Source organism: Actimicrobium sp. CCC2.4, from assembly GCF_034347385.1.
GTDB lineage: Bacteria > Pseudomonadota > Gammaproteobacteria > Burkholderiales > Burkholderiaceae_D > Actimicrobium.
In genome coordinates this window covers 2,967,017-2,993,360 of the sequence record NZ_CP133777.1, presented here as the reverse complement: position 1 = coordinate 2,993,360, position 26,344 = coordinate 2,967,017, and the positions used below count along the sequence as shown (strand labels likewise).

Annotated in this window: 28 protein-coding genes; 5 read left to right on the top strand and 23 right to left on the bottom strand. The window is 61.1% G+C overall.

The features are described from left to right. Positions 1–518: 518 nt before the first annotated feature. Positions 519–1,709, top strand: a complete 1,191-nt coding sequence (locus RHM62_RS13670) for an ATP-binding protein (protein WP_322122632.1) — start codon at positions 519–521, stop codon at positions 1,707–1,709. Positions 1,710–1,739: 30 nt separating this feature from the next. On the opposite strand, the gene RHM62_RS13665 is transcribed toward RHM62_RS13670, so the two are convergent. Together RHM62_RS13665 and RHM62_RS13660 are read right to left on the bottom strand one after the other, a co-directional pair. Then, positions 1,740–3,245 carry a glycine betaine ABC transporter substrate-binding protein gene (locus RHM62_RS13665; RefSeq protein ID WP_322122631.1) on the bottom strand — a complete coding sequence of 502 codons (1,506 nt, stop codon included), beginning with the start codon at positions 3,243–3,245 and terminating at the stop codon, positions 1,740–1,742. A 76-nt stretch (positions 3,246–3,321) separates the two neighbouring features. Then, positions 3,322–4,383, bottom strand: coding sequence for a PEP-CTERM sorting domain-containing protein (locus tag RHM62_RS13660; RefSeq protein WP_322122630.1), 1,062 nt, complete (start codon positions 4,381–4,383; stop codon positions 3,322–3,324). A gap of 284 nt (positions 4,384–4,667) precedes the next feature. Between RHM62_RS13660 and RHM62_RS13655 the strand changes: the two genes are divergently transcribed. The 4 genes from RHM62_RS13655 (at position 4,668) to RHM62_RS13640 (ending at position 8,088) form a co-directional block, all read left to right on the top strand. Then, the gene (locus RHM62_RS13655) at positions 4,668–5,864 is read left to right on the top strand and encodes an acyl-CoA dehydrogenase family protein (protein WP_322122629.1); all 1,197 of its coding nucleotides are present in this window, start codon (positions 4,668–4,670) and stop codon (positions 5,862–5,864) included. A gap of 7 nt (positions 5,865–5,871) precedes the next feature. Beyond that, positions 5,872–7,011, top strand: coding sequence for an acyl-CoA dehydrogenase family protein (locus RHM62_RS13650; protein WP_322122628.1), 1,140 nt, complete (start codon positions 5,872–5,874; stop codon positions 7,009–7,011). A gap of 144 nt (positions 7,012–7,155) precedes the next feature. Next, complete coding sequence (locus tag RHM62_RS13645; protein ID WP_322122627.1) at positions 7,156–7,614, top strand: MaoC family dehydratase; 459 nt, start codon at positions 7,156–7,158, stop codon at positions 7,612–7,614. 18 nt (positions 7,615–7,632) lie between these two features. Beyond that, on the top strand, positions 7,633–8,088 hold the full coding sequence (locus RHM62_RS13640; RefSeq protein ID WP_322122626.1) for a MaoC family dehydratase: 456 nt from the start codon (positions 7,633–7,635) through the stop codon (positions 8,086–8,088). Positions 8,089–8,116: 28 nt separating this feature from the next. Here RHM62_RS13640 and RHM62_RS13635 read toward each other — a convergent pair whose 3' ends face one another. From RHM62_RS13635 to cheB, 21 genes are all read right to left on the bottom strand, one after another. After that, positions 8,117–10,315, bottom strand: coding sequence for a hybrid sensor histidine kinase/response regulator (locus RHM62_RS13635; protein WP_322122625.1), 2,199 nt, complete (start codon positions 10,313–10,315; stop codon positions 8,117–8,119). Continuing rightward, positions 10,315–10,710, bottom strand: coding sequence for an Hpt domain-containing protein (locus tag RHM62_RS13630; RefSeq protein ID WP_322122624.1), 396 nt, complete (start codon positions 10,708–10,710; stop codon positions 10,315–10,317). The genes RHM62_RS13635 and RHM62_RS13630 overlap by 1 nt, the downstream gene beginning before the upstream one ends. 34 nt (positions 10,711–10,744) lie before the next feature. Continuing rightward, the gene (locus tag RHM62_RS13625; protein WP_322122623.1) at positions 10,745–12,373 is read right to left on the bottom strand and encodes an ATP-binding protein; all 1,629 of its coding nucleotides are present in this window, start codon (positions 12,371–12,373) and stop codon (positions 10,745–10,747) included. A gap of 22 nt (positions 12,374–12,395) precedes the next feature. Continuing rightward, positions 12,396–13,007 (bottom strand): response regulator, encoded by a 612-nt coding sequence (locus RHM62_RS13620; protein WP_322122622.1) that lies wholly within the window; start codon positions 13,005–13,007, stop codon positions 12,396–12,398. Positions 13,008–13,221: 214 nt separating this feature from the next. Then, on the bottom strand, positions 13,222–14,031 hold the full coding sequence (locus tag RHM62_RS13615) for a ParA family protein (RefSeq protein ID WP_322122621.1): 810 nt from the start codon (positions 14,029–14,031) through the stop codon (positions 13,222–13,224). Beyond that, the gene (locus tag RHM62_RS13610; protein WP_322122620.1) at positions 14,028–14,396 is read right to left on the bottom strand and encodes a response regulator; all 369 of its coding nucleotides are present in this window, start codon (positions 14,394–14,396) and stop codon (positions 14,028–14,030) included. The genes RHM62_RS13615 and RHM62_RS13610 overlap by 4 nt, the downstream gene beginning before the upstream one ends. A 25-nt stretch (positions 14,397–14,421) precedes the next feature. Next, positions 14,422–15,471, bottom strand: coding sequence for a sensor histidine kinase (locus RHM62_RS13605; RefSeq protein WP_322122619.1), 1,050 nt, complete (start codon positions 15,469–15,471; stop codon positions 14,422–14,424). Further along, on the bottom strand, positions 15,468–16,067 hold the full coding sequence (locus tag RHM62_RS13600) for a SpoIIE family protein phosphatase (RefSeq protein ID WP_322122618.1): 600 nt from the start codon (positions 16,065–16,067) through the stop codon (positions 15,468–15,470). The genes RHM62_RS13605 and RHM62_RS13600 overlap by 4 nt, the downstream gene beginning before the upstream one ends. Beyond that, the gene (locus tag RHM62_RS13595; RefSeq protein ID WP_322125413.1) at positions 16,058–16,450 is read right to left on the bottom strand and encodes an anti-sigma regulatory factor; all 393 of its coding nucleotides are present in this window, start codon (positions 16,448–16,450) and stop codon (positions 16,058–16,060) included. Before RHM62_RS13595 ends, RHM62_RS13600 begins: the two co-directional genes overlap by 10 nt. After that, positions 16,450–16,872, bottom strand: coding sequence for an anti-sigma regulatory factor (locus RHM62_RS13590; protein WP_322122617.1), 423 nt, complete (start codon positions 16,870–16,872; stop codon positions 16,450–16,452). Before RHM62_RS13590 ends, RHM62_RS13595 begins: the two co-directional genes overlap by 1 nt. Further along, entirely contained in the window at positions 16,856–17,257 is a 402-nt protein-coding gene (locus tag RHM62_RS13585; RefSeq protein ID WP_322122616.1) for an STAS domain-containing protein, read from the bottom strand. The genes RHM62_RS13590 and RHM62_RS13585 overlap by 17 nt, the downstream gene beginning before the upstream one ends. Further along, positions 17,254–18,132: an STAS domain-containing protein gene (locus RHM62_RS13580; RefSeq protein ID WP_322122615.1), complete on the bottom strand. Its 879-nt coding sequence runs from the start codon at positions 18,130–18,132 to the stop codon at positions 17,254–17,256. The genes RHM62_RS13585 and RHM62_RS13580 overlap by 4 nt, the downstream gene beginning before the upstream one ends. 419 nt (positions 18,133–18,551) lie before the next feature. Next, positions 18,552–18,947 carry a hypothetical protein gene (locus RHM62_RS13575; protein ID WP_322122614.1) on the bottom strand — a complete coding sequence of 132 codons (396 nt, stop codon included), beginning with the start codon at positions 18,945–18,947 and terminating at the stop codon, positions 18,552–18,554. A gap of 9 nt (positions 18,948–18,956) precedes the next feature. Next, entirely contained in the window at positions 18,957–20,198 is a 1,242-nt protein-coding gene (locus RHM62_RS13570; RefSeq protein WP_322122613.1) for a methyl-accepting chemotaxis protein, read from the bottom strand. Further along, positions 20,195–20,569 carry a response regulator gene (locus RHM62_RS13565; protein WP_322122612.1) on the bottom strand — a complete coding sequence of 125 codons (375 nt, stop codon included), beginning with the start codon at positions 20,567–20,569 and terminating at the stop codon, positions 20,195–20,197. Before RHM62_RS13565 ends, RHM62_RS13570 begins: the two co-directional genes overlap by 4 nt. A gap of 27 nt (positions 20,570–20,596) precedes the next feature. Further along, a complete protein-coding gene (locus RHM62_RS13560) occupies positions 20,597–20,833 on the bottom strand; it encodes a hypothetical protein (protein ID WP_009666376.1) in 237 nt (78 codons plus the stop codon). Further along, positions 20,833–23,445 carry a chemotaxis protein CheA gene (locus tag RHM62_RS13555; RefSeq protein WP_322122611.1) on the bottom strand — a complete coding sequence of 871 codons (2,613 nt, stop codon included), beginning with the start codon at positions 23,443–23,445 and terminating at the stop codon, positions 20,833–20,835. Before RHM62_RS13555 ends, RHM62_RS13560 begins: the two co-directional genes overlap by 1 nt. Further along, complete coding sequence (locus tag RHM62_RS13550; RefSeq protein WP_322122610.1) at positions 23,442–23,816, bottom strand: response regulator; 375 nt, start codon at positions 23,814–23,816, stop codon at positions 23,442–23,444. Before RHM62_RS13550 ends, RHM62_RS13555 begins: the two co-directional genes overlap by 4 nt. Then, positions 23,813–24,655 carry a protein-glutamate O-methyltransferase CheR gene (locus RHM62_RS13545; RefSeq protein ID WP_322122609.1) on the bottom strand — a complete coding sequence of 281 codons (843 nt, stop codon included), beginning with the start codon at positions 24,653–24,655 and terminating at the stop codon, positions 23,813–23,815. The genes RHM62_RS13550 and RHM62_RS13545 overlap by 4 nt, the downstream gene beginning before the upstream one ends. Before the next feature lie 7 nt (positions 24,656–24,662). Continuing rightward, positions 24,663–25,286 carry a HEAT repeat domain-containing protein gene (locus RHM62_RS13540; RefSeq protein ID WP_322122608.1) on the bottom strand — a complete coding sequence of 208 codons (624 nt, stop codon included), beginning with the start codon at positions 25,284–25,286 and terminating at the stop codon, positions 24,663–24,665. A gap of 13 nt (positions 25,287–25,299) precedes the next feature. Further along, a complete protein-coding gene (cheB, locus tag RHM62_RS13535) occupies positions 25,300–26,343 on the bottom strand; it encodes a chemotaxis-specific protein-glutamate methyltransferase CheB (protein ID WP_322122607.1) in 1,044 nt (347 codons plus the stop codon). Position 26,344: the final 1 nt, after the last annotated feature.

Here is a 26,344-nt window from a genome sequence, read left to right as displayed (position 1 = left end):
AGCCCGCACACCAGTCGGTGTGCGGGCAAAACCCTAGGAAACGCTGGCCGAATTCTAGCGTTCGAGAATGACCGCGCAATGACATCGGGGCACCTGTCATGAGCGCCACTGTTCATCGTCAGCACGCTCTGCGGGCAGGTTGCATAACTTTACATTCGTGCGGTTTGCAGATGTTGCTGTGGCTGCTGCCAACTGGCTTCAGTCTGACGTTGACGGCCGATATCGCCGCAATCCGTACCTCCTTAGCTTGTCGAGGGCGCGGCAAGTTTAAAAACCCATTCGTTCTGAGCCTGTCGAAGGCGCGTCCGACTGTGCGCCTTCGACAAGCTCAGGCCGAACGGTGGGTGAGGCACACCGAATCCCTCTGTGGCAGCCTAGTTATCGCCTCTAAATTTCCCTGATGTACTCCATAGACGCCGCAATGCCGTTATCGTACTCAGCAGCGCTCACGGCGCGCCCGTCCGGATCGGCCTGGGCTACACTCTCCGCTCAGAAAAATTCTGCTGCGCGCCCGCCAGATGCCAACTACCCACGTGCCGAGTTCTTTGCCCGATAGCCGTCATGCCGGCACCCCCGACCTGGTCGGTCTGCTGGTCGCCGAACTCGACGAGCAGGCCTTGGTCACGCTCGATGCCGCCGGTCTGATCGTCAGCTGGAACCGGGGTGCCCGGTTGCTGACCGGTTATCGCGACGACGAGATCCTCGGCCGGCATGTCAGCTGTCTGTATCCGCCCTTGCATATCGCCGATGGCGTGCCTGAATCCGATCTCAAGCAAGCCCGCTGCCGCGACAAAATCCGCTACGACGGCTGGCGCATGCGCAAGAACGGTTCGCCGGTACGGGTCAGTGGCACGCTGCGCCGGCTGCTCGACGGCCGTCGCGAGTTGCTCGGTTACGGCCTAATCCTGCACGGCAGTGCCGACGATGGCTCGGCGCTGCCGGCCAGCGCCGCCGATGCCGGCAGTACCAACGCACTGGTACAGGCCATCACGATGCTGCAATCCGAAGTCGCCGAACGCCGTCGCATCGAACATGAACTACTGCAGTTGCAAAGCCTGCTGCGCGAACTGGCGGCGCATCAGGACCAGATCAAGGAAGCCGAGCGCAAGCGCATCGCCCGCGAAATCCACGACGAACTGGGCCAGAACCTGCTGGCACTGCGGCTCGATGTCTCGATGCTGATGGTCCGCTGCGGCAGCCGTCATCCGCACCTGAGCCGGAAAGCCGCCGGCGCACTTGGCCAGATCGATGCCATCATGGCCTCGGTACGGGTCATCATCAATAACCTGCGACCGGGGGTGCTGGACTTCGGCCTGCATGCGGCCATCGAATGGCAGGTCAGGGAATTCCAGCGCCGCAGCCTGGTCGTGTGTGACCTGCATTTTGATCATGCCGAATTCGAACTCGACGACCACCGTGCCACCGCGCTGTTCCGTATCCTGCAAGAGTCGCTCACCAACATCAACCGTCACGCCCAGGCCGGCCGCGTCAGCATCGCGCTCACGCGCAGCGGCAACCGGCTCTCGCTGTCGATTGCCGACAACGGCATCGGCATCCGTCCCGGTTGCCGGCGCAAGGCCAATTCCTTCGGGCTGGTCGGCATCACCGAACGGATCCACTACCTCAATGGCGAACTGACCATCGACAGCACGCGCGGGCGCGGCACCACGCTGCGGATAACGATTCCCATCCTGCCCGAGGACGACTGACCGGCAGCACGGCATGCCGCAGCGGCGGGGTTAGAGGGACAAGTCAATCACGCGTCCGCTGTCGCGCACCAGTACCCGCTCCAGCAAATCAAACACCGCTTGCGTCAGCAGCGCCAGCGCCGCCGCCGGGATCGCGCCGGCCAGCAGCATCACGTTGTCGTTGAGCGCGAGGCCAATCGCAATGCGTTCGCCATAGCCACCCGCGCCAATGAAAGCGGCGATGGTCGCGGTGCCGACGCTCATCACGGCGGCGGTTTTCAGGCCGGCCAGAATCACCGGCAAGGCCAGCGGCAGGTCAATGTGCAACAGACGGTCGCGGCGCGACAGTCCCAGCGCCAGCGCTGCCATGCGCAGGCCGGCCGGTACTTGCAGCACACCGGTACAGGTATTGCGCACGATAGGCAGCAACGCATACAGAAAGAGCGCGATCAGCGCCGGCGTCGTGCCGATGCGACCGAGCAGCGGAATCAGCATCGCCAGTAAAGCCAGCGCCGGAATCGTTTGCAGCACGCCCACCAGCGCCATCACCGCTTGCCGCAACGGCCGCACGAATGCCGCCAGCACGCCGAGCGGAATACCGATCAGGCTGGCGCCGAGGATGGCCACCGCAACCAGTACCACATGCTGGCGCGTCAGACGCCAGAAGTCCTCACCGAACAGTTTGTTCATGAAGCCGTTGCGCACTGCCGGCGCGGTCGTCGCCGGCGTGACAAATTGCGTGGCGACGGCGGCAAAGGACTGGCCATCGATTTCGACGGCGGCATTCATTGCGATCATGCGCGTGTTGTCGATCCGGCCTTCGAGCGTGCCGATGGCGGCCCAGGCGGCAGGAAAGCGCTGCGGCAGGTCCAGCCGGTACAGCAGGACCGCTTCGTAACCCGGAAAAAAATGGTTGTTGTCCTTCAGTACGCGCAAGCCCAGCTTGCCGATCTTGGCATCGGTCGAATAGATATCGATGACATCGACCTGCTTGGCCATCAGCGCTTCATAGGCGATACCGTGATCGAGTCCGGTCGGCCGTTGCGGCAAACGGTATTGCTGCGCCAATCCGGGCCAGCCATCGACGCGACCGAGGAATTCATGCGACAGCCCCAGCCGCAATTGCGGCAGCGCGGCCAGTTCGGCCAGCGTGGCCGGACCGCCGTCCGGCGTGCCGCGCATCGCCAGTGCATAGGTATTGTCAAAGCCGAGCGGCACGCCAATGCCAAGGCCTAGCGGTGCCAGTTCGGCGCGTAGTTGTTCGAGCGTAGACGGGGTGTCGTGCTTGAGGATTTCGCTATTGATGGTGCCGAGGTACTCCGGATACAGATCGATGCTGCCGGCCTTGAGCGCATTGAACACGATGGCCGTATTGCCCAGTCCTTGCTGGTGGCGCACCGTTCCGGCGGTGGCGGCGGTGCGGGTGATGATCTCGCCCAGCACATAGGATTCGGTGAAGCGTTTCGAGCCGACTTGCAAGACCGGATCGGCAGCATGGGCCTGCACACAGGAAAGCAGCAAGCCGAGCACTAGCAACAGAGATTTGAGGGAGGGCATCGACAGGACTCGCGCTAAATGGGAACGCCATTGTAGTGGCGCTGGCGGAAGTCGTGCCGATGCTGTCCGGTTCGGCTTACGCCTGTCCTGACGCACGGCGCTGACGGCGCGCACCGAACATCACGGCGACCAGGCCCAGGCCCAGCATTGCGTAGGTTTCCGGTTCCGGCACGGCGCTGACGGCCGATGCCGTGGCTGCCGCATACGAGTGGCCCAGTTTCAGGTCCATTGCTGCCAGTCCGGCAACGGCCGGATCGATCATCAGATGCAGCGCATTGGTTTCGACGGAGCAGGATGTCAGCAGCGACGTGCAGGTATTGAACTGTTCGTTGAGAGTCAGCCTGATACCAAGGCTGGTCAGGAAGGAACCGGTGGCGCCACTGAGCGTGGTGTTGGCCATCGGCGTGGCACCTGCAATCGCGGATAGGTTGATCGATTTGCTCAATGTCGAGCCAAGCAAACTCAATGAACTCAGCGATACGAGCGATGACAGGTTAAGGGAAACATTGGTGAAGCTGTTCAGCGTATTCGTGCCGTACAGCAAACCATTGATCATGCTGATCTGCGAGCTACTTTGCAGGGCGTCGGCGGTCAGGCCTAGTGAAAACAACGGAATTTTTTTGAGGGTGATACCCGCTATCCCCGTTGTAGCCGACAAGCTCGAGCCGAGGTTCAACTTCTCCACACCGCCGTAACTCTTGACCAGCGTGCCGTCACTGAAGCTGGTATCGGCATTGAGTACGCTAGCTGACAAGCTCGTTTTTGCATTGACCACTGTTGAACTCAGCGGGCTAGGGGTGACCGGCAGCAAATGGGCCGGTATGGCCAGCGCAGTCGTTCCGGTCAGGTTCAGATTGGCGACACTGCCCGTCACGTTGTAAGGCGTGCCGCTGGTCGTGCTGCCAACAGCAGCAGTGCCGGCGTTGACCGGCACGGTGTTGCCCAGCACGGTGATGCTGCCCGGCAGGGAAGCTGTAGCGACTGAGGTTCCCAGTAAGGTCGCGGAGAGAATCAGGCCTGCGCCATTGCCGCTGGCCGTTTCAATGGTCGCGGTCTTGGCGTGTGCTGCAGGGTGCGCCATCAAAAGGCTGACTGCGGCCGCAGTCAGTGTCAGGCGAATGCTGTTCGATGGCGTCATGATTTTTCCCCGGGTAAAAAATTGATGAATTGATATTTCGGTGAAAGGAATATACGGCAGTAAATATTTATATTTTGTTAATAGATGTTAAATAAATTGCTATTTTCATCATGTAAAAAATAAAAACTTGTATTCACAAGTAAAACAAAACCATTGGTAAATAGTCATCTGTTTATTTGAGATCTGGTTAATAAAAGCCTGGAAAAATCTTTATTGCACGGTCGTGCTATTCTCCGCAAAACCGTGCATGATGATGCACGCCCGAAATAACAGGAGGAGACAGCATGGACTTGACTTACACCACCGACGACGAGGCTTTTCGCCTGATGGTCCGCAGTTATCTGGAGCAGCATCTGCCGGCCGATTTGCAGCAGAAAGTTCTCAATCACAAGCGCCTGTCGAAAGACGATCTGGTGCGCTGGCACAAGATCGTTGCGCAACAAGGCTGGGTCGGCACCGGCTGGCCGGTCGAATACGGCGGCACCGGCTGGAGCCCGGTCCAGCGCCACATCTGGGAAGAAGAATGTGCCCACGCCGGCACCCCGCCCATCCTGCCGTTCGGCGTGAACATGGTGGCTCCGGTCATCATGGCCTTCGGCAATGCCGCACAAAAAGCACACTACCTGCCGCGCATTCTCAGTTGCGAAGACTGGTGGTGCCAGGGGTATTCGGAGCCGGGCTCCGGGTCCGATCTGGCGTCGCTGAAAACTCGCGCCGAGCGCGAAGGCGACAACTACATCGTCAATGGCCAGAAAACCTGGACCACGCTGGGCCAGCATGCCGACATGATTTTCTGTCTGGTACGTACCGACAGTGGCGGGCGCAAGCAGGAAGGAATTTCATTCCTGCTGATCGACATGAAGTCGCCCGGCATCACGGTGCGGCCTATCATCATGCTCGACGAAGACCACGAAGTGAACGAAGTGTTCTTTGATAACGTCTCGGTCCCGGTGCAAAACCTGATCGGCGAAGAGAACAAGGGCTGGACCTACGCCAAGTATTTGCTGGGTCACGAGCGCACCAACATCGCTGCGGTCGGCCGTGCCAAGCGTGAAATGGAATTTCTAAAGCGCATCGCGCTGGACCAGCAGAAAAACGGTGCGCCGCTGCTCGATGATGCGGTGTTTGCGGCCAAAGTGGCCTCGCTCGAAATCGAATTGATGGCACTGGAAGTGACGGTGCTGCGCGTGATTTCGCTGGACAACGCCAAACGCGGACCCGGCCCGGAAGCCTCGATGCTGAAGATCAAGGGCACCGAAGTCCAGCAAGCGCTGACCGAGCTGATGCTCGAAGCGGTCGGTCCGTACGGCTTGCCGTTTGACCCCGACTTCCTGCACGGCAGCAGCGAGCACAGCCTGGCCGAAGATGATGATGCCGCACCGCTGGCGTCGTACTACTTCAATTACCGCAAGACCTCGATCTACGGCGGCTCGAATGAAATTCAAAAAAACATCATCACCCAAATGATTCTGGGACTGTGAGGACGACATGGACTTTACCTTTACGCAAGAACAGCAGCAATTTTCCGATGCCCTGCGCCGCTGGGTCGACAAGGACTACACGTTCGACCAGCGCAAGAAGATCGTCCTGTCCGACAGCGGCACGTCCGACATCGCCTGGACCACGCTGACCGAACTGGGCATGACCGCGTTGCCGGTGGCCGAAGAGCAGGGCGGTTTCAATGGTTCGGCCATCGACATGCAAGTGGTGATGCATGAAATCGGCCGCGGCCTGGTGATCGAGCCGTACTGGTCGACGATGCTGGGAGCGCAATTCCTGAAGCTGGCCGGCGGTCACGACAGCCTGCTCGAACAGGTCGCCAGCGGTGCATTGAAACTGGCGTGCGCGCTGGGCGAAAAGCAGGCGCGCTACGATCTGTTCGACATCGCCACGACGGCAACGCCGCACGGTGACGGCTTTGTCCTCAACGGCACCAAGACGGTCGTGATTCATGGCGCGCAGGCCGGCATGCTGGTGGTGTCGGCACGCAGTGCTGGTACGCGGCGCGATACGGCCGGGATTTCATTGTTCGTGCTGCCGGCGACCACGGACGGCATCGCGGTGCGCGACTACCGCACCATTGATTGCCAGCGCGCGGCGGACGTCACCTTCACCGATGTGAAAGTGCCTGCCAGCGCATTGCTTGGCACGGCCGGCGAAGGCTGGGACATTCTTGATGCGGCGACCGACTACGGTATCGCGTTGTTATGTGCCGAAGCGGTGGGCGTGATGGAATCGCTCAACAATGCCACGCTGGAATACCTGAAGACCCGCCAGCAGTTCGGTGTACCGATCGGTAAATTCCAGGCGCTGCAGCACCGGATGGCCGACATGTTCATGCATCTGGAGCAGGCCCGTTCTATGGCCACGCTGGCAGCGGTCAAGGTCACTGCGACCGATCCGGCCGAACGGCGTCGCACGGTGTCGGCCGCCAAGGCCCGCATCGGCCAGGCCATGAAATACGTCGGCCAGCAAGCAGTCCAGCTGCACGGCGGCATGGGCGTCACCAACGAACTGCCGGCCGCGCATCACTTCAAGCGATTGACCATCATCGAGCTGACGCTGGGTGACACTGACCATCATCTGGCCAGGTTTGTCGCACAGCCGGGGTTTCGGCAAGCAGCGTGAGGTAGTTGCAGGTTGTCCGGTGCAATGCTCTCCGGTTATTGCACCCACCATTCCCTGTAGGGTGCAATAACATTGCACCGGAACCCTCCACGAAGCACCGAACCGGCAAGCATCCAAGCCGGTCATCCACACAAAGGATCCCCCATGTCCCAACCCACCTGGTGTTTCGAAGACTTCGAAGCCGGTCACTGCTTTGAAGTCGGCAGCATCACCGTCGACGCCGCTGAAGTCCATGACTTCGCGACCCGCTACGACCCCCAGCCTTTCCATGTTGACCCCGCCGCCGCCGCCAACTCCATCTTCGGCGGCGTCATCGCCAGTGGCTGGCACACCTGCAGCATGATGATGCGGCTGGTGGTCGACAATTACCTGCGCGATTCGACCAGCATGGGTTCGCCCGGCATCGATGAAGTGCGCTGGCTCAAGCCGGTGCGTCCGGGTGATGTGCTGCGCGTCACCAGCACCGTGCTCGATGTCGTGCCATCAAAAAGCAAGCCCGACCGCGGTGTCATCAACACGCTCTGGGAAGCGCACAACCAGCACGGCGAACTGGCCGTCACCATCAAGGGGCGTGGCTTGTTTTTGCGTCGATCACCTGTCTGATTTTGTAGAAGGAATGCCATGCGCATCATCGCCTCACTCGCCGAACTGAAGACCCTGACCGGCCAGGAAATCGCCGTCTCGGACTGGACCAGCATCAGTCAGGAGCGCGTGCAGCAATTCGCCGACGCCACCGGCGACCAGCAATGGATACACACCGATGTCGAGCGCAGCCGCGCCGAGTCGCCGTTCGGCGGCACCGTCGCGCACGGCTTCCTGACACTGTCGCTGTTACCGTCGCTGATGGAAAGCGCGGTCACGATGAGCGACGTAAAAATGGCCGTCAATTACGGACTCAACAAGGTGCGCTTCATGGCACCGGTGCTGGTGGGCAGCCGCTTGCGCGGACGCATCAGCGTGCTGGGTGTCGAGGATATCGCCGGCGGTGCGCAGGTCGTCTGGCAGATCACGGTCGAACGTGAGGGCAATGACAAGCCGGTCTGTGTGGCCGAACTGATTTCACGCCGCTACAGTTGAGGCCACGCAGGGCCGTTCCTGCCACCGCTTAACCGGCCTTGCGCCATTTTTCGATGATCGTAGTGAGCTGCGCCGCAGAGAACGGCTTGGCCAGATAGTCATCCATGCCGGCGTCGAGGCAGCGCTCCCGATCGCCTTCGATGGCGCTGGCGGTCAGCGCAATGACGGGCATGCGCGCAGCGCCATTCGCGGCTTCGCGCTCGCGCAGGCGCCGGGTGGCTTCGTAGCCATCCATCACCGGCATCATGCAATCCATCAGGACCAGGTCGTACTGCTTCATGGCCAGCGCTTCCAGCGCGAGCTGACCATTAACGGCTTCTTCAACAATGCAGCCGCGCTTGCCGAGCAGTATGCGTACCAGCTGCCGGTTCATTTCAGTGTCTTCAACTACCAGTACGCGTAATGCCTGCACGCTGTTCTCCTGCGATGGCACCGCCGCGGTGACGGGCACCGGCGGCGACGTGATGATCACCGGTTGCTCAATGACCCTGGCCGGGATGCGAAATGAAAACCGCGTGCCGGCACCGATATCGCTTTCGCAGCGGATGTCGCCGCGCATCAGTTCAACCAGTCGCTTGCAAATGGCCAGGCCCAGGCCGGTGCCACCATACTTGCGGCTGATCGTATTGTCGGCCTGGACGAAGGGTTCGAACAAGCGTTGCTGCGCCTCGGCGCTGATGCCGATCCCGCTGTCGGTGACGCTGTACTCGAGTTGCACCAGGGTCGCATCGGCGGGATCGGGCAGACCCACGAAGCGCACCGTGATCGCTCCGGCTGGCGTGAACTTGATCGCATTGTTGATCAGGTTGCCCAGCACCTGACGGATCCGGCTGGCGTCGGCACTGACCAGCAGCGCGGCTGCCGGTGCGATCTCGGTCCTGATCTGCAGCTGTTTGGCCGTTGCGCCGTTGCGATGCAGGCCGATCACTTCGCCAATCAGGCGGGTCGGATCAAACGTGGTCAGGTCGATTTCCATGTGGCCCGACTCGACTTTTGAAAAATCCAGAATCTCGTTGATGATCCGCATCAGGTGGTGCGCGCCGTTGTAGACATTACCGGCATACGTGCGCTGGCTGGCATCGAGCGGCGTGTCGAGCATCAGTTCCGCCATGCCGAGTATGCCGTTCATCGGCGTGCGGATTTCATGGCTCATCATCGCCAGGAAGCTGGACTTGGCGGTATTGGCTTCCTCGGCCTCGCGTTTCAGCGTGAGGGCCTGCTCGGCGTCCAGTTCGCGCCGCTTCAGGATGATCGCCATCAGGATGAAGGCTCCGCACAGCGCCAGCAGACTGACCAGGCCGATGCCACCCAGCAGGCGCACCGTGCTGCGCCAGCTGCTCAGGTACAGGTCTTCGGTAATGGTGATGTTGACGGCCAGCGGATAGCCGCGCACCAGTCGCACCGCACCCATGCGCGGCGTTTGCTGCATGCCGTCAATCGGCCGCGGCGCGTTCGTGAGGATGACATCGTGGGTCTTGCCGGCTTCAAGTACCGTATGGGTCGCACCCAGCAGATTGCGATTGCCCATCAGCTTGTCGGCATCCGGCCAGCGTGCCAGCAAGGTGTAGTCGCGTCGCAGCAGCGACACCGACGCTTCTTCGCCCAGGCTCACGTTCTTGAAAAAATCCGCAAAAAAATCACACGAAATACCCACCCGCACCATGCCAAGGAATTGGCCCTCGTTACTGTTGACGCGACGGCTGATGTAGAACGTCCATTTGCCATTGCCCTTGTTCTTGACGGGCGTGCTGAGGAAAACGGCCGGGTCGACATTGTCGCGATGATGGGCAAAATAATCCCGGTTGGCCAGATTGATCGCCGGTGCCGGAAAAGCCCGGGTGAAGTTGATCACGTCACCGTTCGCGCCGACGATGGTGACCACGTCGATCTGCGGCAAGCCGCTGACCTTGTCACGCATCATTTGATAGGTGGCCGCGTTGTGGAAAGTCTTGATCAGCTCCGCCTGGTTGCTGATGCTGGTGTTCTCGACCAGTTCGCCGATGCTGTCGAGCACCAGGTAAGCAGAGGCCATAGTTTGCGAGGTATTTTCTGCCATCACCAGGGACAGGTTGCCAAGGTCCCGACGCCAGTCTTCGATGGCGCGATCACGCAGCACCCAGCTTGATGCCACGGTAGCCGCCACCAGCAGGATGATCAGCAGGCTGCCGATGATGGCCGTGGCATGTCTTGCCGACGAACTTTTACGGGGTGTCAGGGATTGCGTCATTACGGCGCGTCCGGCATCACACCGGCACCGGGCCGGCCGTCGAAGTGGTCAAGGCTGAAGTTGACCTCTTCCACCACCAGCGCAAACAGACGGTTCAATTCCGGCAGGCAGGGCAAGATCAAATCATTGCGTTCCCGGCGTGCATGGGCTTCGATCTCGCCGAGCAGGGTACTCAGTTCCCGTGCACCGACCAGTGCCGTGCTGCCTTTGAGCGAATGGCTCTCAAAATGCGTTGCCTTGGTGTCGCCGTTTTGCATGGCCAGTGCCAGCCGTGCATGGACCGGACCGGCCAGTGTCACGAACATCGCCGACAGTTCGCGGAAGAGCTCGATGTCGGCACCGGCGGTCTGTAGCAGGAAGTGCGGATCGATGACGCAATAGGAGTGTTCTGACATCGGCTTACCTTTTGTCGCTAAATAATGACTACCGTTAATGTTGCCGAAGAGTAACTGAAAATTGCGCACCTTGTCCGGAAAAAGATTTCAGCGTGAGTTCTCCATCCATCAGTTCGACCAGATGCCGGGCGATCGCCAATCCCAGTCCGGCACCTTCGCTGCTGCGTGCTGCCGAATCGTCGGCTTGCGAAAAACGTTCGAAAATCTGCTCCTGCAAGTGCGCCGGCACGCCGCAACCGGAATCACGCACGGTCAGCTCGAGACCGGTCCCGCCCGGGCGGGCGCTGACAAGGATGGTGCCGGCATCGGTGTGGCGCATCGCATTGTCGAGCAGTTTGTCGAGCACCATCAGCAAGCGGACCCGGTCGCACACCAGCGTGGCAGGCGTGGCCGGATCGATCTCGATGTCCAGCGCAAGCTGCTTGGCGGCAGCCGCTGCCAGGTAGGGCGCGGTGGCGTGCTGCAACAGCAGTGCCAGGTTTTCGGGTTGCGGTGCCAGCACGATGGTGCCGGATTCGAGCGCACTCAATTCCAGCGTTGCATCGACCAGCGCCAGCAAACGCACGCCGCTGCCATGAATCGCTTGCGCGAAGCCGCCATGCAGGGATTGGCTGCCGAGCTCCTCGACCATCACCTCCGAAAAGCCCAGGATACCGTTGAGCGGCGTGCGCAACTCGTGCGACATGTTCGACAGGAAGCGCGACTTGGCCAGGCTGGCCGCGATGGCTTTTTCGCGGCTGGCCATCAGCCGGCCGACCAGAATGATGATGCTGGCCGTGAACAAGGCGATCACCGCACTGATCACGGCAGCGATGAGCAGGGACTGGTTGCGGTCGACGTAATACGGTGCCAGCCGTTCCTCGATATCGGCTCCCACCGTGACCACCAGTGGATAGTGCTGCAGCGTTTCGTAGGCCTGGATGCGCTCGCGACCATCGATTGTGCTGACCGCCGTGGTCACGCCGCGGCCGGTTTTTTGCATGAGCTGGAAGAACGGACTCGCCGACACATCCATGCCCATCGAAACCTGGTCGCCGACCCGGCGCACGCGGACCACGCCGTCGGTGCCGACCAGCGTGATCACGTCGTATTTGCCGACATCGATGTCGTTATACAAGCGGATGAAGTATTGCGGATCCATTGACACCACGACGACACCCTTGAAGCGGCCATCCGGGTAATTGATACGGCGGGTCATCTGGATCGACCATTTTTTCGAGACCCGGCCGAGTACCGGGCGGCTGATGAATAGTTCGCCGCTGTCGGCACCGGCATGTACTTTCACATGCTCGCGATCGGACAGGTTGATTGGCTTGAACGGCTGGCTCGACAGCACCACATCGCCGTGTTCATCGACGATGGAAAACAGGTTGTAGATGCTGTCCGGGTTGAGGCCAACCTTCAAGTCCTGCGCAATATCGAGCCCGGTACCCAGCGTGTTGTACCGGAAACGCAGATACGTCACGGCCTGGTCGGCCGACTCGACGGTGCGGTTGGCGTGTTCGTTGAACAGTCGCGCCAGACTACGCACGTCGCGCTGCGTGTTGTCGATGATGACTTGCCGGGTTGTGCGCAACTGCAGCAGCGTTATTGTCCAGAGTCCGGCCACCAGCACGGCGGCAAATACGCACAGCAGGATGCGGGCATCGATTTTTTTCAGCATGATGGTGTGGCGCCGTGTGGGGTCAGGAAGCAATCGATAAGTTGCGATGTTGCTGGGCGCAGCAGGCGCGCAGATAGCCGCGCAGTTCGTCATAGTTGACCGGCTTGCCGAAGTACACGACGCCGTTCGGGATGCCGCCACGCTCGCCCAGTTCTTCTCTGGTCAGGCTAGACAGGATCGCGATATGCATGTCCGACAGATCGGGATAGCCCAGGATCGTGGTGACGACTTCATAGCCGTCGATGCCATCCATCATGATGTCGGCCAGCAGGACATTAGGCTTGTTGCGGGCGATTTCGATCAGCGCCTGGTAGCCGTTTTCGCAAAAAGTCAGTGTCGCGTCGAGGTCCCATGACTGGATCTGTTTCTGGTAAATCTCGCGCTGCATCAGGTTGTCCTCGATCACCAGGATGGCCGGTTTGCGGCCCGGCATGGCACGCGCGCTGCCGTGCTCGGACACCGTGGTTTGGGCAACTTTGTAAGCCTGGATAGCCGCCAGTGGAATGCGGCGATGGCCGCCTTTGGTCTTCCAGGCTTCAATGACGCCGGCTTCCACCAGTTGCTGTACCGAGGTCACCGAAATGCCGAGGATTCGCGCGGCATTCTGGGTGGTACAAATTTCAGCAGCAGGCATATGCCGTCCTTTAATTGTTTAAAAGAAGCCATTTTAACCAATTTAAACATTTTGAATAAAGAACATTTTGTGTCAGCGATCCGGAGCATTCGTGGCCGGATCGTGATCTCTCGAATGAGCGTGCGGTATTTGCACCAGGTAGTGCGACTTTGTTGGTTGCCGGATCGGAGTGTTAGTGGCGTTTTAATACGGTAAAAATGACAGAATCAGGATTTCAAGTAGTCATCCTGGCAACGGTATCGCTACCCGCCAGTGTGGGCAGCAAGCTGGCCGCCAGTGCTGCAAAATCCTGCGCGCCGCGGCTGCCGGGCGCGTAATAGCGCACCGGTTTGCCGGCGGCGAAGGATTCAGCCAGCTTGATGTCGTTGCGGATACCGCCCAGCACCCGGTGCGCACCGAACTGGCGTGAGACATCAACGCTGATGCTGCGATGCTGGCGGATATGTTCGGCCGCCGTCATCGGCAGAAAGCCCAGAATTTTCAGTCCCGGATTCTGGACTGACATGACCTTGAACAGGATGCGCATCAGTTGCCGCACGCCTTCGAACGACAGCGGATGCGGGATATACGGCACCAGTACCCAGTGCGCGGCCGAGAGCGCATTGAGCAGCAGGATATCGAGCGATGGCGGCGTGTCGAGGATCACCAGATCGAAGTGGCTGGTCAGCGCGTGATCGGTCAGCGCTTGCGCGAGCAGCATCGGATCGCGCGCACCGCTACCGTGTTCGAACAGCTGGTCGGCCGGTGCCAGCCAGAGCCGCTCGATCGCACTGGCTTGCACCACATCCATGAGCCGGATGCCGGCACCGGCTGTACCAAACAGCGCATGCACTGTGGCGCTGCCCGGCGTCACCTTGAGGCCCAGTCCGACCGCACAATGTCCTTGCGAATCCAGGTCGACCAGCAACACGCGTTGGCCCAGCGCCGCCAGTTCCGCGGCGAGGTTGACGGCGGTGGTGGTCTTGCCGGCACCGCCTTTGCGGTTGCAGACCGCAATGACACACGGGCCCGGCCGCGCGCTCATGCCAGCATCTCGCCGATCACGCGACGCAGATCGGCATGCGAAAACGGTTTCGCCAGCACCGCCTTGACCCCCAGCAGCGAGGCCGACTCGAGATTGAAATCCGAGCTGATCGCACGCCTGCCGCCCGACATCGCGATGATCGGGATGGTATTGCTCTGCTGCGATAAGGCCAGAATGATTTCGACGCCGTCCATGTGCGGCATCAGGATATCGGTCAGGATCAGATCCGGTTCCAGGTTCCTGAGTAATTGCATCGCTTCCATGCCGTCCGAGGCCATCGTGATCTTGTGCTGATCTTTTTGCAGCATGTGAACCAGCATTTGCCGGAACTGGATATCGTCTTCGACGACCAGGATATGTGCCATGGCGGAGTTCCTTTGCAGTGGTTGGTTAGTGAATCTCGGGTAAAGCGCTTGTCGTCGGCTCCGGCGGCGTCCGGCCGGCCAGCCGCAGGTAAATCCGGAAGCTGCTGCCCATGCCGACTTCGCTATGAATATCGAGCTGTCCACCGAGATCGCTGATGATGCCGTACACCACCGACAGGCCCAGCCCGCTGCCTTTACCCGGCGCTTTGGTTGTGTAGAACGGATCGAGCGCACGCTGCTGCACATCGGCCGACATGCCGCAACCATTGTCATCGACGATCAGGGCAAAGCGCGGGATCAGCGAGCCGTCGACGTGCAGCACAGGCGGTGCCGGCGCGATCTGCAGTTCGAGGTTGCCGGAACCCTCCATGGCGTCGGCGGCGTTCATGCACAGGTTCATGACTACCTGTTCGACCTGCAGCGGATCGGCCACCGTGTAGGCGGTTTCCATCTCGGGCCGGAAGGTCACGTTGATCGCCGGCGGCAGGGTCATGCGGATCATCTTCAGGACGTTACGCACCAGTGCCACCGCATCGACGCTGCATGGCGCGATCGGTGTCTGGCGCGCAAACGCCAGCATGCGCACGACCAGGTCGCGTGCGCGCAGGCTGGCGGTGACGATCTGCTGCGTGTATTCCATCGTATTGCTGGTATCCGGATAGTCCTCGATCAGCAATTCAGCGTAGCCATTGACGATCCCGATGATGGTGTTGAAGTCGTGCGCGATACCGGCGGCCATCGTGCCGATCGCCTCGAGCCGGCCGGCGCGGGCCAGCTGCATCTCCAGCACGTCGCGGGTTTCACGCTGCTTGCGAAAGGCAAAGCTGAACGCCATCGATGCTTCCATCAGCGGTGCCATCAGCGGCGCGGCGACCTGTTGCAGCGTCAGTTCCGGATACGCGCCGGCCAATCGCAAGACGGCTTTCTGGTGGATTTCGATTACTCCTTCCGGCGGGATGCCGTGCTTCATCAGGTCACGGCCAAAGTCAGCCGCTGCCACCAGTGCCTCCTCCGGATCTTCGTTGAAGACCGATTTGTACAGCAGCGCATAGTAAATATCATGCATGTCGCTCATCGCCCACTCCCTGTATGGCGATGCTGGTACACCAGCACTGCCGCATCGTCATCCTGGTTGCCCCAGCCCTGCAAGACATCGTCAGCCAGCTGCTGCGAGCTTTCGTCACTGCGTTCCATGCAGGTTCGCATGCCGTCTGATTCGTCGATGCCGTCAGTGACCATGATGAGCCGGTCGCCATCGTCGAGACGTAACTGGTCCGGTGCCGGCAGCGCATAGCCGGCACCGACAAAGCCGCGTCCTGCGCCAAGCCGCACTGCGCTGTTGATGCCGAACACCCGTACCCCGATATTGCCGATGACGCCCAGCGTCAGCAGGTTGCTATCGCGGTCGATGATGGCGATGGCCAGCACCGCACCACGGGTATCGAGCAGGCGTTCATTGCACGCCGCAAACATCACGGCGCAACTGGCATCGAGGTGTTCGGCAATGCACTGCATCGCTGCGCTGGCGGCACGATGCGCCGGCGCACCGTGGCCGAGCCCGTCGGCCAGTGCCAGCACATACCGGTGCGGACCTTCCCACCAGGTGCCGATATCGCCACACACCGGATCGCCCCGGCAGGCCTGTTGCGCATAGCCGAAGGTCATAGCCATTTGGAGGCCCGTATCGTGGTACCGAGTCCTACAGCGGTCTCGATGACGACTTCATCCATCAGGCGTTCGACACCGGGTAACCCGCCACCGAGGCTACCCGTGGTGCTAAAACCCTCCTGCATCGCCAGCGCCAGATCGGCGATGCCGGGACCATGGTCGATGGCCAGCAGTTCGATGCCGTTGCGATGGCCCGGCGTGCTGACCGTGACCGTGCCGCCGCCGCCGTGAACCAGTACGTTGCGTGCCAGTTCCGATGCCGCCGTCGCGATCTGATAGCTGCGCTTGCGATCGAAGCCGCTCTGTTCGGCCGCCAAGCGCGCGGCGCGGCAGGCGGTAGCGACATCGGAGTCGATTGCAATGCGGATCGATCCGGTGCCGGTCATCACGGCCGGTCCTTGCGCATCGACATGCTGATGGTCACGCGGGTCAGGCCGGGCCGGGATTCGATCATGAAGCTGTCGACCAGACGGCGCGTTCCCGGCAGTCCGGCACCGAGGCTGCCGCTGGTGCTGTAGCCGTCCTGCATGGCTTGCGCCACGTTGGCAATACCCGGCCCGTGGTCCTCGACGACGACCATGATGCTGTTAAAGCCGGCATCGGACGCGTCCGAGATATGGCATGTACCGCGGCCCGCATATTCGATCACGTTGCGCGTCAGTTCGGACACGGCGGTGGCCAGCCGGGTCTGGTCGGCACTGCCGAAATCGAGGCAGGCCGCAAGCTGGCGCGTGAGCCGGCGGGCCACCACGATGTCGGCCGTGGTGCAGATATCGACGACTGCATCGGGTTCAGATAATGAGGTCATCGTGTTCATCCGGCAGGCTGTAATCGCCGCGCGAGGCGATCCGTGATTGCAGGGTTTTCAGTCCCTGTTCGAGGTTGAACGTGCAGTCGGCACTGAGCAGGCCGCGTCCCATTTCAACCAGCGTGAAGGCGACGAAAGGCTGGATGCCGCAAACGATGACTTCGGCACCGAGCAGCCGTGCCATGTTGGCAGTGTCGTTGATGACACGCGCCATGAACGAGTCGACCACATCGAGCGCCGAGATATCGACGACCACACCGAGCGCTTCGATTTCGGCGATCGTGCCGAGCAGGTTCGACTGGAACGCCAACGCTTCGTCATCACTGAGATCCTGCTGGATCGCCACCAGCAGGATGCGTCCGAGACGCGGGATCGCGATCTTCATGCGCGGCTCGATGCCACCGGCACGATGCGCCGGTTGATCAGCGAGAGCGCCTCGGCCACACCGGAACGCAGCGTCGCGCGGGTGATCATGTTGGGCAGGCTGATGCCCAGTTTGGTCAGGGTCAGCGCGCCCTCGGGATTGAGTCCGGTCATCACGACGCGGGTGCCGAGCAGCTGGGCTGCGTCCACCGTTTTCATCAGGTGACGCGCGACCGAAATATCGAAGACCGGTACGCCGGTGACGTCGATGACGGTGACGCTGGCTTCGTAGCGGGTGATCGCTTCGAGCAGGTTTTCGGTGAACTTGCGCGCGCGCGCGGTATCGATGACGCCCACCAGCGGCAGCAGTAGCACATGGTCCCAGAGCCGGATCACCGGCGTCGAGAGTTCGACCAGCGAGGCGCTTTGCTGCAGGATCACGCGCTCGCGGGTTTCGACGAAGGCCGAGAAAGTCACCAGCGTGAGGCGGCCGATGACGTCTTCGACCGCGGCCAGATTGACCTTCATCTCGACCGGCGAGCTCATCAGTTCATGGATCAGGGCCAGTGTCAGCACGCTTTTGAGGCACATCACGTATTGCGCGGTTTCGGTCGGCGTGAAGCCGGAGATGGCGCGACTGGCGCTGAACTCGCTCATGGCACGCACCAGCGGATGGGTTTCGCCGAACTCCCACAGGCCGGATTCGGGATAGGCCGCAAAGATCTTGGCGATTTCTTCGAGCAGGTGCGCGGTGTGCTGGCGCATCTCGCCGACGTTGAAGGTGTTGGGCAGCAGTGACGACCAGCTGGTGAGAATTTCGGCGACCCATTTTTCGTGCAGGACGGTGCGCTGCTCGGAGAGCAATCGGTCGAGGGCGGCTAGGTGGTGCATGGGCATGGTGAATTCCTTTGGTGTGAATAAGTTGATGTGTCCGGATAAATGCGGTGCTTGCTGTTTTGCTGTGCCTGGTGTTGGTCGTGCTTGTTCGGAGTTGCTCTTTTTTTGTGTTCTCGCGGTGCGGTTGCTTGGTCGGTTATTACTCGCCATCGCCAGGTAACGTAGGGTGCAATAACCAAAGGGCATTGCACCGAATGCACCGCTAGCGGTTGATGAAACGGTCTGTGCTCCGTCATGACCAAGCCGGGGGCGGCCCGGCAGCCGGTCCCTTCTTTTTGCTTCGCCAAAAAGAAGTAACCAAGAAAAAGGCGACCGCGAGACTGCTGCCCTTCGGGTTCCCAAAAACGGTAGCCAGTCAGGGGGAGTGCCGCAAACTCGCTTCCCTTGCAGGGCGCAGATTCGCTTGCAAGCGAATCCCGTTACGCAGGCGGATCGCATGCGATCCGAAACCCCTGCTTCACCTCAGACAGTGCGGCCCTCTTATCCCCTGCCTGACTACCGTTTTTGGCAGCTGCCTCAATGCGGGGTACTTCAAAAACCACTTCAACCGCCACTTCAACCGCCACTTCAACAGCCACTTCAACCGCCACTTCAACCGCCACTTCAACCGCCACTTCAACAGCAACAGCTGCAATCCTGCTTTGTAGGCCTCCCCTCACAAACCGTTCGTCCTGAGCTTGTCGAAGGCGCACCGTCCGCAGCGCCTTCGACAAGCTCAGTCGTAGGGTGCAATAACCGCAGGGCATTGCACCGAATGTACTGACTCCGGTTTTGCCAGCTATCTCACTGCGAGGCAGATCAACTTCACCAGTCACGCGCCCCCCTCAAAACAATTCAATCTTCAATTCCCCGCTCGCCACCACGTCATGCCTTCCCGAGTGCTTGTGCTTTTCTTCTTCGCTGACGTACTCGTCGGTAATGCCTTCCAGACTCGCCGGTAGCCGCTCGACGTCAACACTGCCTTGCGCGATCTGTTCGACCGTTTCGCTAAAAAAAGCGTTGCGTCGCGCCGTGGCAAATTGCAGTCGTTCGACCGCTTGCCGCACCACGTCCTGATACTGGATCTGCCCCAGCACGTCGGCGATTTCGCGGGCGAGGTCGACGTTGTATTTGGTGACAACGACGAAACGCGTCTTGTAGTACTGCGTCATGTCTTCGAAATTTTCCTGCAACTTCAGGATCGATACCGCCGCCTTGGAGACTTCCGTGAGCCGGCTCGATGAGTCGGCAATCCCCGCGGCCATGCCGTCTTCAACGACGAAGCGGGCGCGCGCAAGACCCTTATCGATCTGGCTGGCGACGGTGCCGGAGTTGGCAGCGAGCGCGCGCATTTCTTCGGCGATGACCTTGAAGGCGGCACCGGATGATCCGGCGCGGGTGGCTTCGATGGCGGCGTTGATCGCTAGCAGATGCGATTGCATGCTGATCGCGTGGACCGCTGCGACCAGTCCGCTCATCGCGCGGATTTCGGTGGCGACGTCTTCGACGCTGGCCAGGTCACGCGCCATCGTCACCGGTAACTGCTCGATGAAGGTGCCGATCCCGACCAGAAAGTTGACGCTGTCCGAAATCTCCTTGCCGAGGTCGGTAGCCTTCAGGCTGGAGCCGTCCAGATAGGTCACTAGCGTGCTGGCTGAATCGTACAGACGCCGCACGTCGCCGATGATGGCCAGTGCCGAGCCTTCGGTGTCGCTGACAATTTCAGTGAGCTTGCTATCGATGGCCTGGTCGAGCCGGAGATGCGCAGCCAGCAGCGCATGGGCCGCATGCGGGGGACTGTCGACGACCACCGCAGCCGGCTGGCCGGTGCTGTTGCGCGCGACGATCACATTGCCCGCCACCAGCACCAGCGCGCTGGCCAGCAGCAGGCTGTCACCGGGGCGGCCCAGCCAGAGATCACTTCCTTGCAGCGCGCCGGCCGGCAGCAGCCGGCCCAGCAGCATCGTGGCCAATGCGGCGGCAACCACTGACCATGCCGGCGTCAGCGCAACGGTAAGACGCTGACACCAGCGCCATGCCTGTTGTGCCGATTCCTGCAGATCGCCGGGCGCGTGCACCATCGTCATGCTCCGGGTAAAACCTGCTTGATGATCTTGATCAGATCGGCTCCCCCGACCGGCTTGACCAGCCAGCCGGTGGCGCCGAGTTTCTTGGCTTCGTCGCGGCGGGCCTGCTGGCTTTCGGTGGTCAGCGCCAGAATCGGAATGAAGCGAAAGCCGGGCAGGGCGCGCGCCTTGCCGATGAACTCGATGCCGCCCATGTTGGGCATGTTGATGTCGGTGATGATCAGGTCAGGCTTGGATCCTTTCTGTAATTTGCCGAGCGCGATGACGCCGTCGGCCGCGGTGATCACCGTGAAGCCGGTGATCTCCAGGCTGTTCTTCAGACTCATCAGCATCGTCGCCGAATCGTCGACGACGAGAATTGTTTTTGCCATGGTGGTTCCCTGTTACTGGTGCGTGGTTCAGGCGTCCAGGGCTGCGTGCAGCCATGTCGCCAGCGGGTGATCCTGTGGCCAGGCAGTAACCGTCACGCGGGCTGCCATCAGCACTTGCAGGTTGGCTGCATGCAGATGAAGACAGTCCGACAGATCGACCTTCGCTGTCGGATTTTTCTGGCACCACTGCAGCAGGTCTTCTGCTTCTTCGACACTGACCACGTCATCAAACGTGGCCAGATTTTTTTTGTAGTGGACAGGCATCAGACCAGCTCCTTGAGGTTAAGCACCATCAGCACCGAGCCATCGCCGAGCAAGGCCGAACCTGTGTAGCCGGACAGCCCGCCGAGAATGCCGCCCATCGGCTTGAGGATGATGTCGACCACTTCGCGGAAGTCGTCGACGACGATGCCGACGTGCTCGCCATTGAGGCGCACCACCAGCGTGGCCAGTTCATCCTCGTCGTTGGCCAGTTGCTCTTCATCCGTCGCCAGCAAGGAGTTGAGCGAACGCAGCGGCACCACGCGTCCGCGCAGCACGGCGGTCTGGTGGTTCTTGATCGCGTGGATGGCAGTACGCGGCACGCGTACGGTCTCGACCACCATGTCCATCGGCACACCAAAAATCTGCCGGTTCGATTCGATGATCATCACGTTGGTTACGGCAATCGACAGCGGCAGCGACAGGCGCAAACGGGTGCCGGCACCGACCGTACTTTCCAGCGTGACGATGCCATTGACCTGTTCGACGGCGGCGCGTACGACGTCCATGCCGACCCCGCGACCGGACAAATCCGACACCACTTCAGCCGTCGAGAAGCCGGCCGCGAACACCAGGTTGATGGCGTCCTGATCGCTGATGCGTTCCAGCGTGGCTTCGTCGATCAAGCCTTTTTCGTAGGCCTTGCGTTTGATGATGAGCGGGTCGATACCCTTGCCATCGTCAATGATGTCGATGATCACGCGACCGGCTTCCTGCGTGGCGCGGATTTCGAGTTTGCCTTCGGCCGGCTTGCCGGCAGCACGGCGCACCTCGGGTGATTCGAGGCCGTGGTCGAGGCTGTTACGCACGATGTGGATCAGCGGATCAGCCAGCGCCTCGATGATGTTCTTGTCGGCCTCGGTGTCTTCGCCGATCAGCACCAGACTGACTTCCTTGCCGAGCTTGCGCGAGATGTCGCGCACCAGTCGCGGAAAGCGCTGGAACACGAAGGACACCGGCATCATCCGCACCTGCATGATGGCGCCCTGCATTTCTTCGGCAATGCGGTTGATGACCGCGTACTGGGTCTTAATTTCACGCGACAGCTCGCGCACGCCGAAGACGCTTTCGGCGCGGCCGGCCAGATAGGGAAGGCCATTTTTAGCGACCACCATTTCGCCGATCAGGTTCATCAGGCGATCGATTTTGTCCTGGTCGACGCGCAGTGTTCTGGCGCTCGCAGTGCTGCTGTCTTCAGCGCGCCGGTTGAATTTGATGTCGCCGTCGGCGAGCGCAACGGGTGGCTCGCTGCTGGCCAAGGGGGCCTCAACCGGAACGGTGTCGGCCGCTTCTGCCGGCGCTTCGGCATACGCAAGCAGCCAGGCTAGCAGCGGACCCGAAGCCGATTGCGCCATCGCGCCGGCGAGCGCGGCATCGAGCCCGGGCAGCAGATCGGACCGGCCGATGCTGGCAAAGCAGGCCGCCAGCGTCGAGGCGACCGCCTTCAATCGTCCCGGCAACCAGTTCACCTGATCCGGCATGCGCAGGATCATCAGCTGGGTGGCGATGACGGTGGCGGCGATGTCGTGGGCCGGTGAGGTCGCCGGTGCCGGCGCGGCCACCGCTTCGGTGACGATGGCAAGAGGTTGCGCCGACAGCCGGGGCGGTGCAAAGGTGCGCAGCGAGACGATCACCGCATGCAGTGCCGCGCGGTTGGCCGGTTCGGTCTCGAGGATGACCAGCAACCAGCGCAAGGCTGAGGCCAGCCACAAGCCGGCGGCCGACAGTTCCAGCATCGAGCGGGCAGCGCGCTCGAGCGTCACCAGATCGCCGCGCTCCAGATGGGCCAGCGCGGCCAGCACGAAATCCTCGTAGACCGGGCCACCGTTTTCATCGCCCTGCGGCTGGACCAGCGCGAGTGCCGTCAGCGGCGTGATCGTGATCTGTTCCGGCACATAGCGGAAATGTTCATCGAGCGCGGCGCGGCTGGCGCTGCTGACCAGATCGAGCTGCAGGTTGGCATGGTAGGCATCGAGGTCGTCGAGGGCCGGCCAGGCACTGGCGGCACCGACGCGTTGCCAGGCAATGTCGGGCACATTGCGCGCCAGGAAGAACGGATCTTCCCCCTTGAAAAAGCACTCGGCCTCCGGCGTGTAGCGGATCCACAGCAGCGCCGTGCCGGTCCGGTACCAGGCCATGCGCAGCGCTTCCGGCACCTGCTGCAGCGGCAGGCCGGCGGTGCCGTCTGTTGCTGTTGCCGCCTCGCCGCACGTGTCATCGATACCTTGCGGTGCGGCGATCAGCTGGCGCAACGCCGCTGCCATCGCTACGGCGGCCGGTGCATGGGCTGCCGCGCTGTCGTTACCGGCATCGATCTCATCGAGCAGCAGGCTGACAAAATCCATCGCATCGAGCAGCCGGTCGGCCAGCGTCTGGCTGTAGGGCAGGTCGCCATCGCGCACCACCACCATCAGGTCTTCGGCGGCATGCAGCACGCGCAACATTTCCGGATAGTCGAACAGGCCGCAATTGCCCTTGAGCGTATGCACCAGCCGGAACAGTTCGCCCATCAGCGCGCCATCGTCGGGCGTGTTTTCGAGCTGCATCAGCTTCTCGCTGATGCCTTGCAAGAATTCGCGCGCCTCGGCCAGGAACTGCTGCAGTAACGGTGTCATGTGCTGGTGTCGCCAAGCAGCAGACGCACATGGGCCACCAGCAGGTCAGGGCGGGTCGGCTTGATGATGTACAGGTTGGCACCGGCTTCGAAGGCCTTGGTCTGGTCGCTGGTCTTGGCTTCGGTCGAAATCATCACCGCCGGCGCTTGCGGAATCATCGCGTGGCCGCGCAGTTCGCGCACGAAGGAATAGCCATCGAGCTTGGGCATGTTGACGTCGACCAGGTACAGATCGTAGGTTGCGTTCAGGGCTTTTTCGAGGGCCTCGATGCCATTGATGGCTTCATCAACTTCATAGCCGGCCTCTTCGAGAATGCTGCGGTGGTACATGCGCACGGTGGCGGCGTCGTCAACGATCAGGATGCGTTTCATTTTCGATCCCCGGGTTTTTGGTACACGATTGCCTCTGGAAATTTACGGATCTTGTAGAGGGACGAAATACGGCTCATCGATTCCGAATGGCCAAGGCAAATGAAGCCGCCCGGATGCAGCGCGTCGTAGAAGGTTTCGGCCGCCTGCTTGCGCGAGATGTCATCAAAATAGATCAGCAGGTTGCGGCAAAAGATCACGTCAAAATTGCGGTAGCTGCGCACGTCGGCTGCTTCCATCAGGTTCACACGGGTGAACTCGACGGCGCTGCGCAAGTCATCGTTGAGCTGGAAGCCGGCCGGGGTTTCGCGAAAATACTTTTGCAGGTAATTGCGCGGCACATGCTTGACCGAGCGTTCCGAATACACGCCGGCGCGAGCCTGGTTCAGGATCTTGGTATCGATGTCCGACGAGATGATTTCGACATCCCAGTCGTTGATATCCGGCCAGCGTTCGACCAGGCACATCGCGATCGAATAGGCTTCTTCGCCGGACGACGACGGGATCACCCAGATGCGGATCGGCGACTTGTCTTTCTTGCGTGCGACCAGGTCCGGCAGGATCGAATTGACCAGGCAATGAAACTGATATTCCTCACGAAAAAAATACGTTTCGTTGATCGTCATCAGGTTCACCAGCGCCTGCAATTCGTTGCCCGAACTCTGGAACCGCAGCATCGTGAAATACCCGCGAAAGCTGTCGTTCTCGGTCGCTTCGATGCGCTCGACCAGCCGCTTGTCGACGAAGTAGCGCTTCGAGGTTTCGAACTGGATACCGGTCTTGCGATAGAAAAATTCCTGGAATTTCAGGAAGTCGTCGTCGCTGATGGTGATTTTTCGCATGGTGCGCTCAGGCCTCCCCGATACGTTTCAGTGCCAGGTCGGTGGCAAACCGGATGTAAGGTTCGGCGGGAAAACGCTCACGCAGTCGCAGTAGTGATGCCCGTGCCGCCGGTGATCCGACTTCACCGAGCAGGTCGACGGCGGTGCCGCAGACATTGATGACGCTGTCGTTGTCGATGACATCGATGAGCCAGTCTTCGACGTGCGGATGGCGCAGCGATTCGAGTACGTTGACGGCCATGATGCGCACGTCCGGATCGGGGTCCGACAACAGGCCGCCCATGATGGGCGCGACTTCGTCGGGCAAGGCTTTCATGGCCTCGATGGCTTCGTTGCGCATCACCGCGTCTTCGCTGCGCAGCCATTCGACCAGACCGGCCACGGCGATCTCGTCACCCAGACGGGTCAGGCTGGTCAGGATGAATTCGCGCACCGAGCGGTCGTCTTCGCGTTTCAGGCGCGCCACCAGCGCCGCCGTCGCGGCCGGAAATACCAGCAAGTCGCGCGCGGCCCAGCGTCGCGTGGCCGGATCGGCATCGTCGAGCTGGGCGATCAGTCCGGCGAAATCGCGTTCTGCTACACGGTCTGCGCCGGTGGACGCTGCATCAGTCGATTTTTTGATGAAAGCCATAACGATTCCTTGGTCAGCAGCCGAGCCAGGCATTGAGCTGGCGGGCGATTTTTTCGGCAGGCAGGGTGACGGAAGCGCCCCCTAGCCTGATCAGTTCGGCAGGCATGCCGAACACCACGGCGGACTCCCTGGATTCGGCAATCGTGCGACCGCCCTGGCGTTTGACCTCGGTAAAAGCGGCCGCACCGTCATTGCCCATGCCGGTCAGCATGACGGCCATGACTTGTTTGGCATCGAGCTGTTCGAGTGCCGAGCGCGCCATCAGATCGACCGATGGATGCCACAGGTGTTCGCTGCTTTCGGGCCGGGCAATGGCGGTGAGCTTGCCGACGCGGCGCACCACTTGCAGGTCGGCGCCGCCCTTGGCGATGTAGACCGTGCCCGCTTCCAGTGTCATCGGCCGGCTGACCTCGACGACTTGCATTGCACACAATGTATTCATGCGCTGGGCAAACGACAGCGTGAAGCTGGCCGGCATGTGCTGCGCCACCAGCACCGGATACGGAAAATGGGCCGGCAAGTGCGGCAACACCAGTTCCAGCGTGCTCGGTCCGCCGGTCGAGACACCGATCATGACAATGCCTTCGCCGACTTTGCTGACGGGCGCGACGGTGGCCTTGAGCGGTGGCGGCGCTTTCTCGATGGCTTTGCGCGGCAGCCGCATGCGCGCCCTGGCGGCAGTGCGCACCTTGTTGACCACGGCGTCACGGATGGCATCGATCGACAGCGAAATCGTACCGCCCGGCTTGACGATGTAATCGACCGCGCCGAGGTTGAGTGCCTCGAAGGTTGCCAGTGCGCCTTTCTCGGTCAGCGACGAAATCATCACGATAGGCACCGGCCGGCCGGCCATCATCAGCGACAGCGCCGTGAGGCCATCCATCTCCGGCATGTTGATGTCGAGGGTGACGACATCGGGCTCGAAGGCCAGATTCTCGGCGACTGCTTCTTTGCCGTTGCGCGCCAGCCGGATCGTAAAATCCTGTTCGGCCTCGAACAGCGACGACAGTTGTCGCCGCATCAGGGCCGAGTCATCGACGATAAGCAATTTGATCATC

Bases quoted from the DNA above. Each gene is read 5' to 3' on its own strand.
- RHM62_RS13645 (WP_322122627.1), top strand. From the start codon at position 7,156: ATGTCCCAACCCACCTGGTGTTTCGAAGACTTCGAAGCCGGTCACTGC.
- RHM62_RS13555 (WP_322122611.1), bottom strand. From the start codon at position 23,445: ATGACACCGTTACTGCAGCAGTTCCTGGCCGAGGCGCGCGAATTCTTG.
- RHM62_RS13630 (WP_322122624.1), bottom strand. From the start codon at position 10,710: ATGTCAGAACACTCCTATTGCGTCATCGATCCGCACTTCCTGCTACAG.
- RHM62_RS13560 (WP_009666376.1), bottom strand. From the start codon at position 20,833: ATGCCTGTCCACTACAAAAAAAATCTGGCCACGTTTGATGACGTGGTC.
- RHM62_RS13650 (WP_322122628.1), top strand. From the start codon at position 5,872: ATGGACTTTACCTTTACGCAAGAACAGCAGCAATTTTCCGATGCCCTG.
- RHM62_RS13565 (WP_322122612.1), bottom strand. From the start codon at position 20,569: ATGGCAAAAACAATTCTCGTCGTCGACGATTCGGCGACGATGCTGATG.
- RHM62_RS13640 (WP_322122626.1), top strand. From the start codon at position 7,633: ATGCGCATCATCGCCTCACTCGCCGAACTGAAGACCCTGACCGGCCAG.
- RHM62_RS13550 (WP_322122610.1), bottom strand. From the start codon at position 23,816: ATGAAACGCATCCTGATCGTTGACGACGCCGCCACCGTGCGCATGTAC.
- RHM62_RS13665 (WP_322122631.1), bottom strand. From the start codon at position 3,245: ATGCCCTCCCTCAAATCTCTGTTGCTAGTGCTCGGCTTGCTGCTTTCC.
- RHM62_RS13545 (WP_322122609.1), bottom strand. From the start codon at position 24,655: ATGCGAAAAATCACCATCAGCGACGACGACTTCCTGAAATTCCAGGAA.
- RHM62_RS13660 (WP_322122630.1), bottom strand. From the start codon at position 4,383: ATGACGCCATCGAACAGCATTCGCCTGACACTGACTGCGGCCGCAGTC.
- RHM62_RS13540 (WP_322122608.1), bottom strand. From the start codon at position 25,286: ATGGCTTTCATCAAAAAATCGACTGATGCAGCGTCCACCGGCGCAGAC.
- RHM62_RS13585 (WP_322122616.1), bottom strand. From the start codon at position 17,257: ATGAAGATCGCGATCCCGCGTCTCGGACGCATCCTGCTGGTGGCGATC.
- RHM62_RS13635 (WP_322122625.1), bottom strand. From the start codon at position 10,315: ATGACGCAATCCCTGACACCCCGTAAAAGTTCGTCGGCAAGACATGCC.
- RHM62_RS13595 (WP_322125413.1), bottom strand. From the start codon at position 16,450: ATGACCGGCACCGGATCGATCCGCATTGCAATCGACTCCGATGTCGCT.
- RHM62_RS13655 (WP_322122629.1), top strand. From the start codon at position 4,668: ATGGACTTGACTTACACCACCGACGACGAGGCTTTTCGCCTGATGGTC.
- RHM62_RS13570 (WP_322122613.1), bottom strand. From the start codon at position 20,198: ATGACGATGGTGCACGCGCCCGGCGATCTGCAGGAATCGGCACAACAG.
- cheB (WP_322122607.1), bottom strand. From the start codon at position 26,343: ATGATCAAATTGCTTATCGTCGATGACTCGGCCCTGATGCGGCGACAA.
- RHM62_RS13620 (WP_322122622.1), bottom strand. From the start codon at position 13,007: ATGCCTGCTGCTGAAATTTGTACCACCCAGAATGCCGCGCGAATCCTC.
- RHM62_RS13600 (WP_322122618.1), bottom strand. From the start codon at position 16,067: ATGGCTATGACCTTCGGCTATGCGCAACAGGCCTGCCGGGGCGATCCG.
- RHM62_RS13670 (WP_322122632.1), top strand. From the start codon at position 519: ATGCCAACTACCCACGTGCCGAGTTCTTTGCCCGATAGCCGTCATGCC.
- RHM62_RS13625 (WP_322122623.1), bottom strand. From the start codon at position 12,373: ATGCTGAAAAAAATCGATGCCCGCATCCTGCTGTGCGTATTTGCCGCC.
- RHM62_RS13605 (WP_322122619.1), bottom strand. From the start codon at position 15,471: ATGAGCGACATGCATGATATTTACTATGCGCTGCTGTACAAATCGGTC.
- RHM62_RS13610 (WP_322122620.1), bottom strand. From the start codon at position 14,396: ATGGCACATATCCTGGTCGTCGAAGACGATATCCAGTTCCGGCAAATG.
- RHM62_RS13615 (WP_322122621.1), bottom strand. From the start codon at position 14,031: ATGAGCGCGCGGCCGGGCCCGTGTGTCATTGCGGTCTGCAACCGCAAA.
- RHM62_RS13580 (WP_322122615.1), bottom strand. From the start codon at position 18,132: ATGCCCATGCACCACCTAGCCGCCCTCGACCGATTGCTCTCCGAGCAG.
- RHM62_RS13590 (WP_322122617.1), bottom strand. From the start codon at position 16,872: ATGACCTCATTATCTGAACCCGATGCAGTCGTCGATATCTGCACCACG.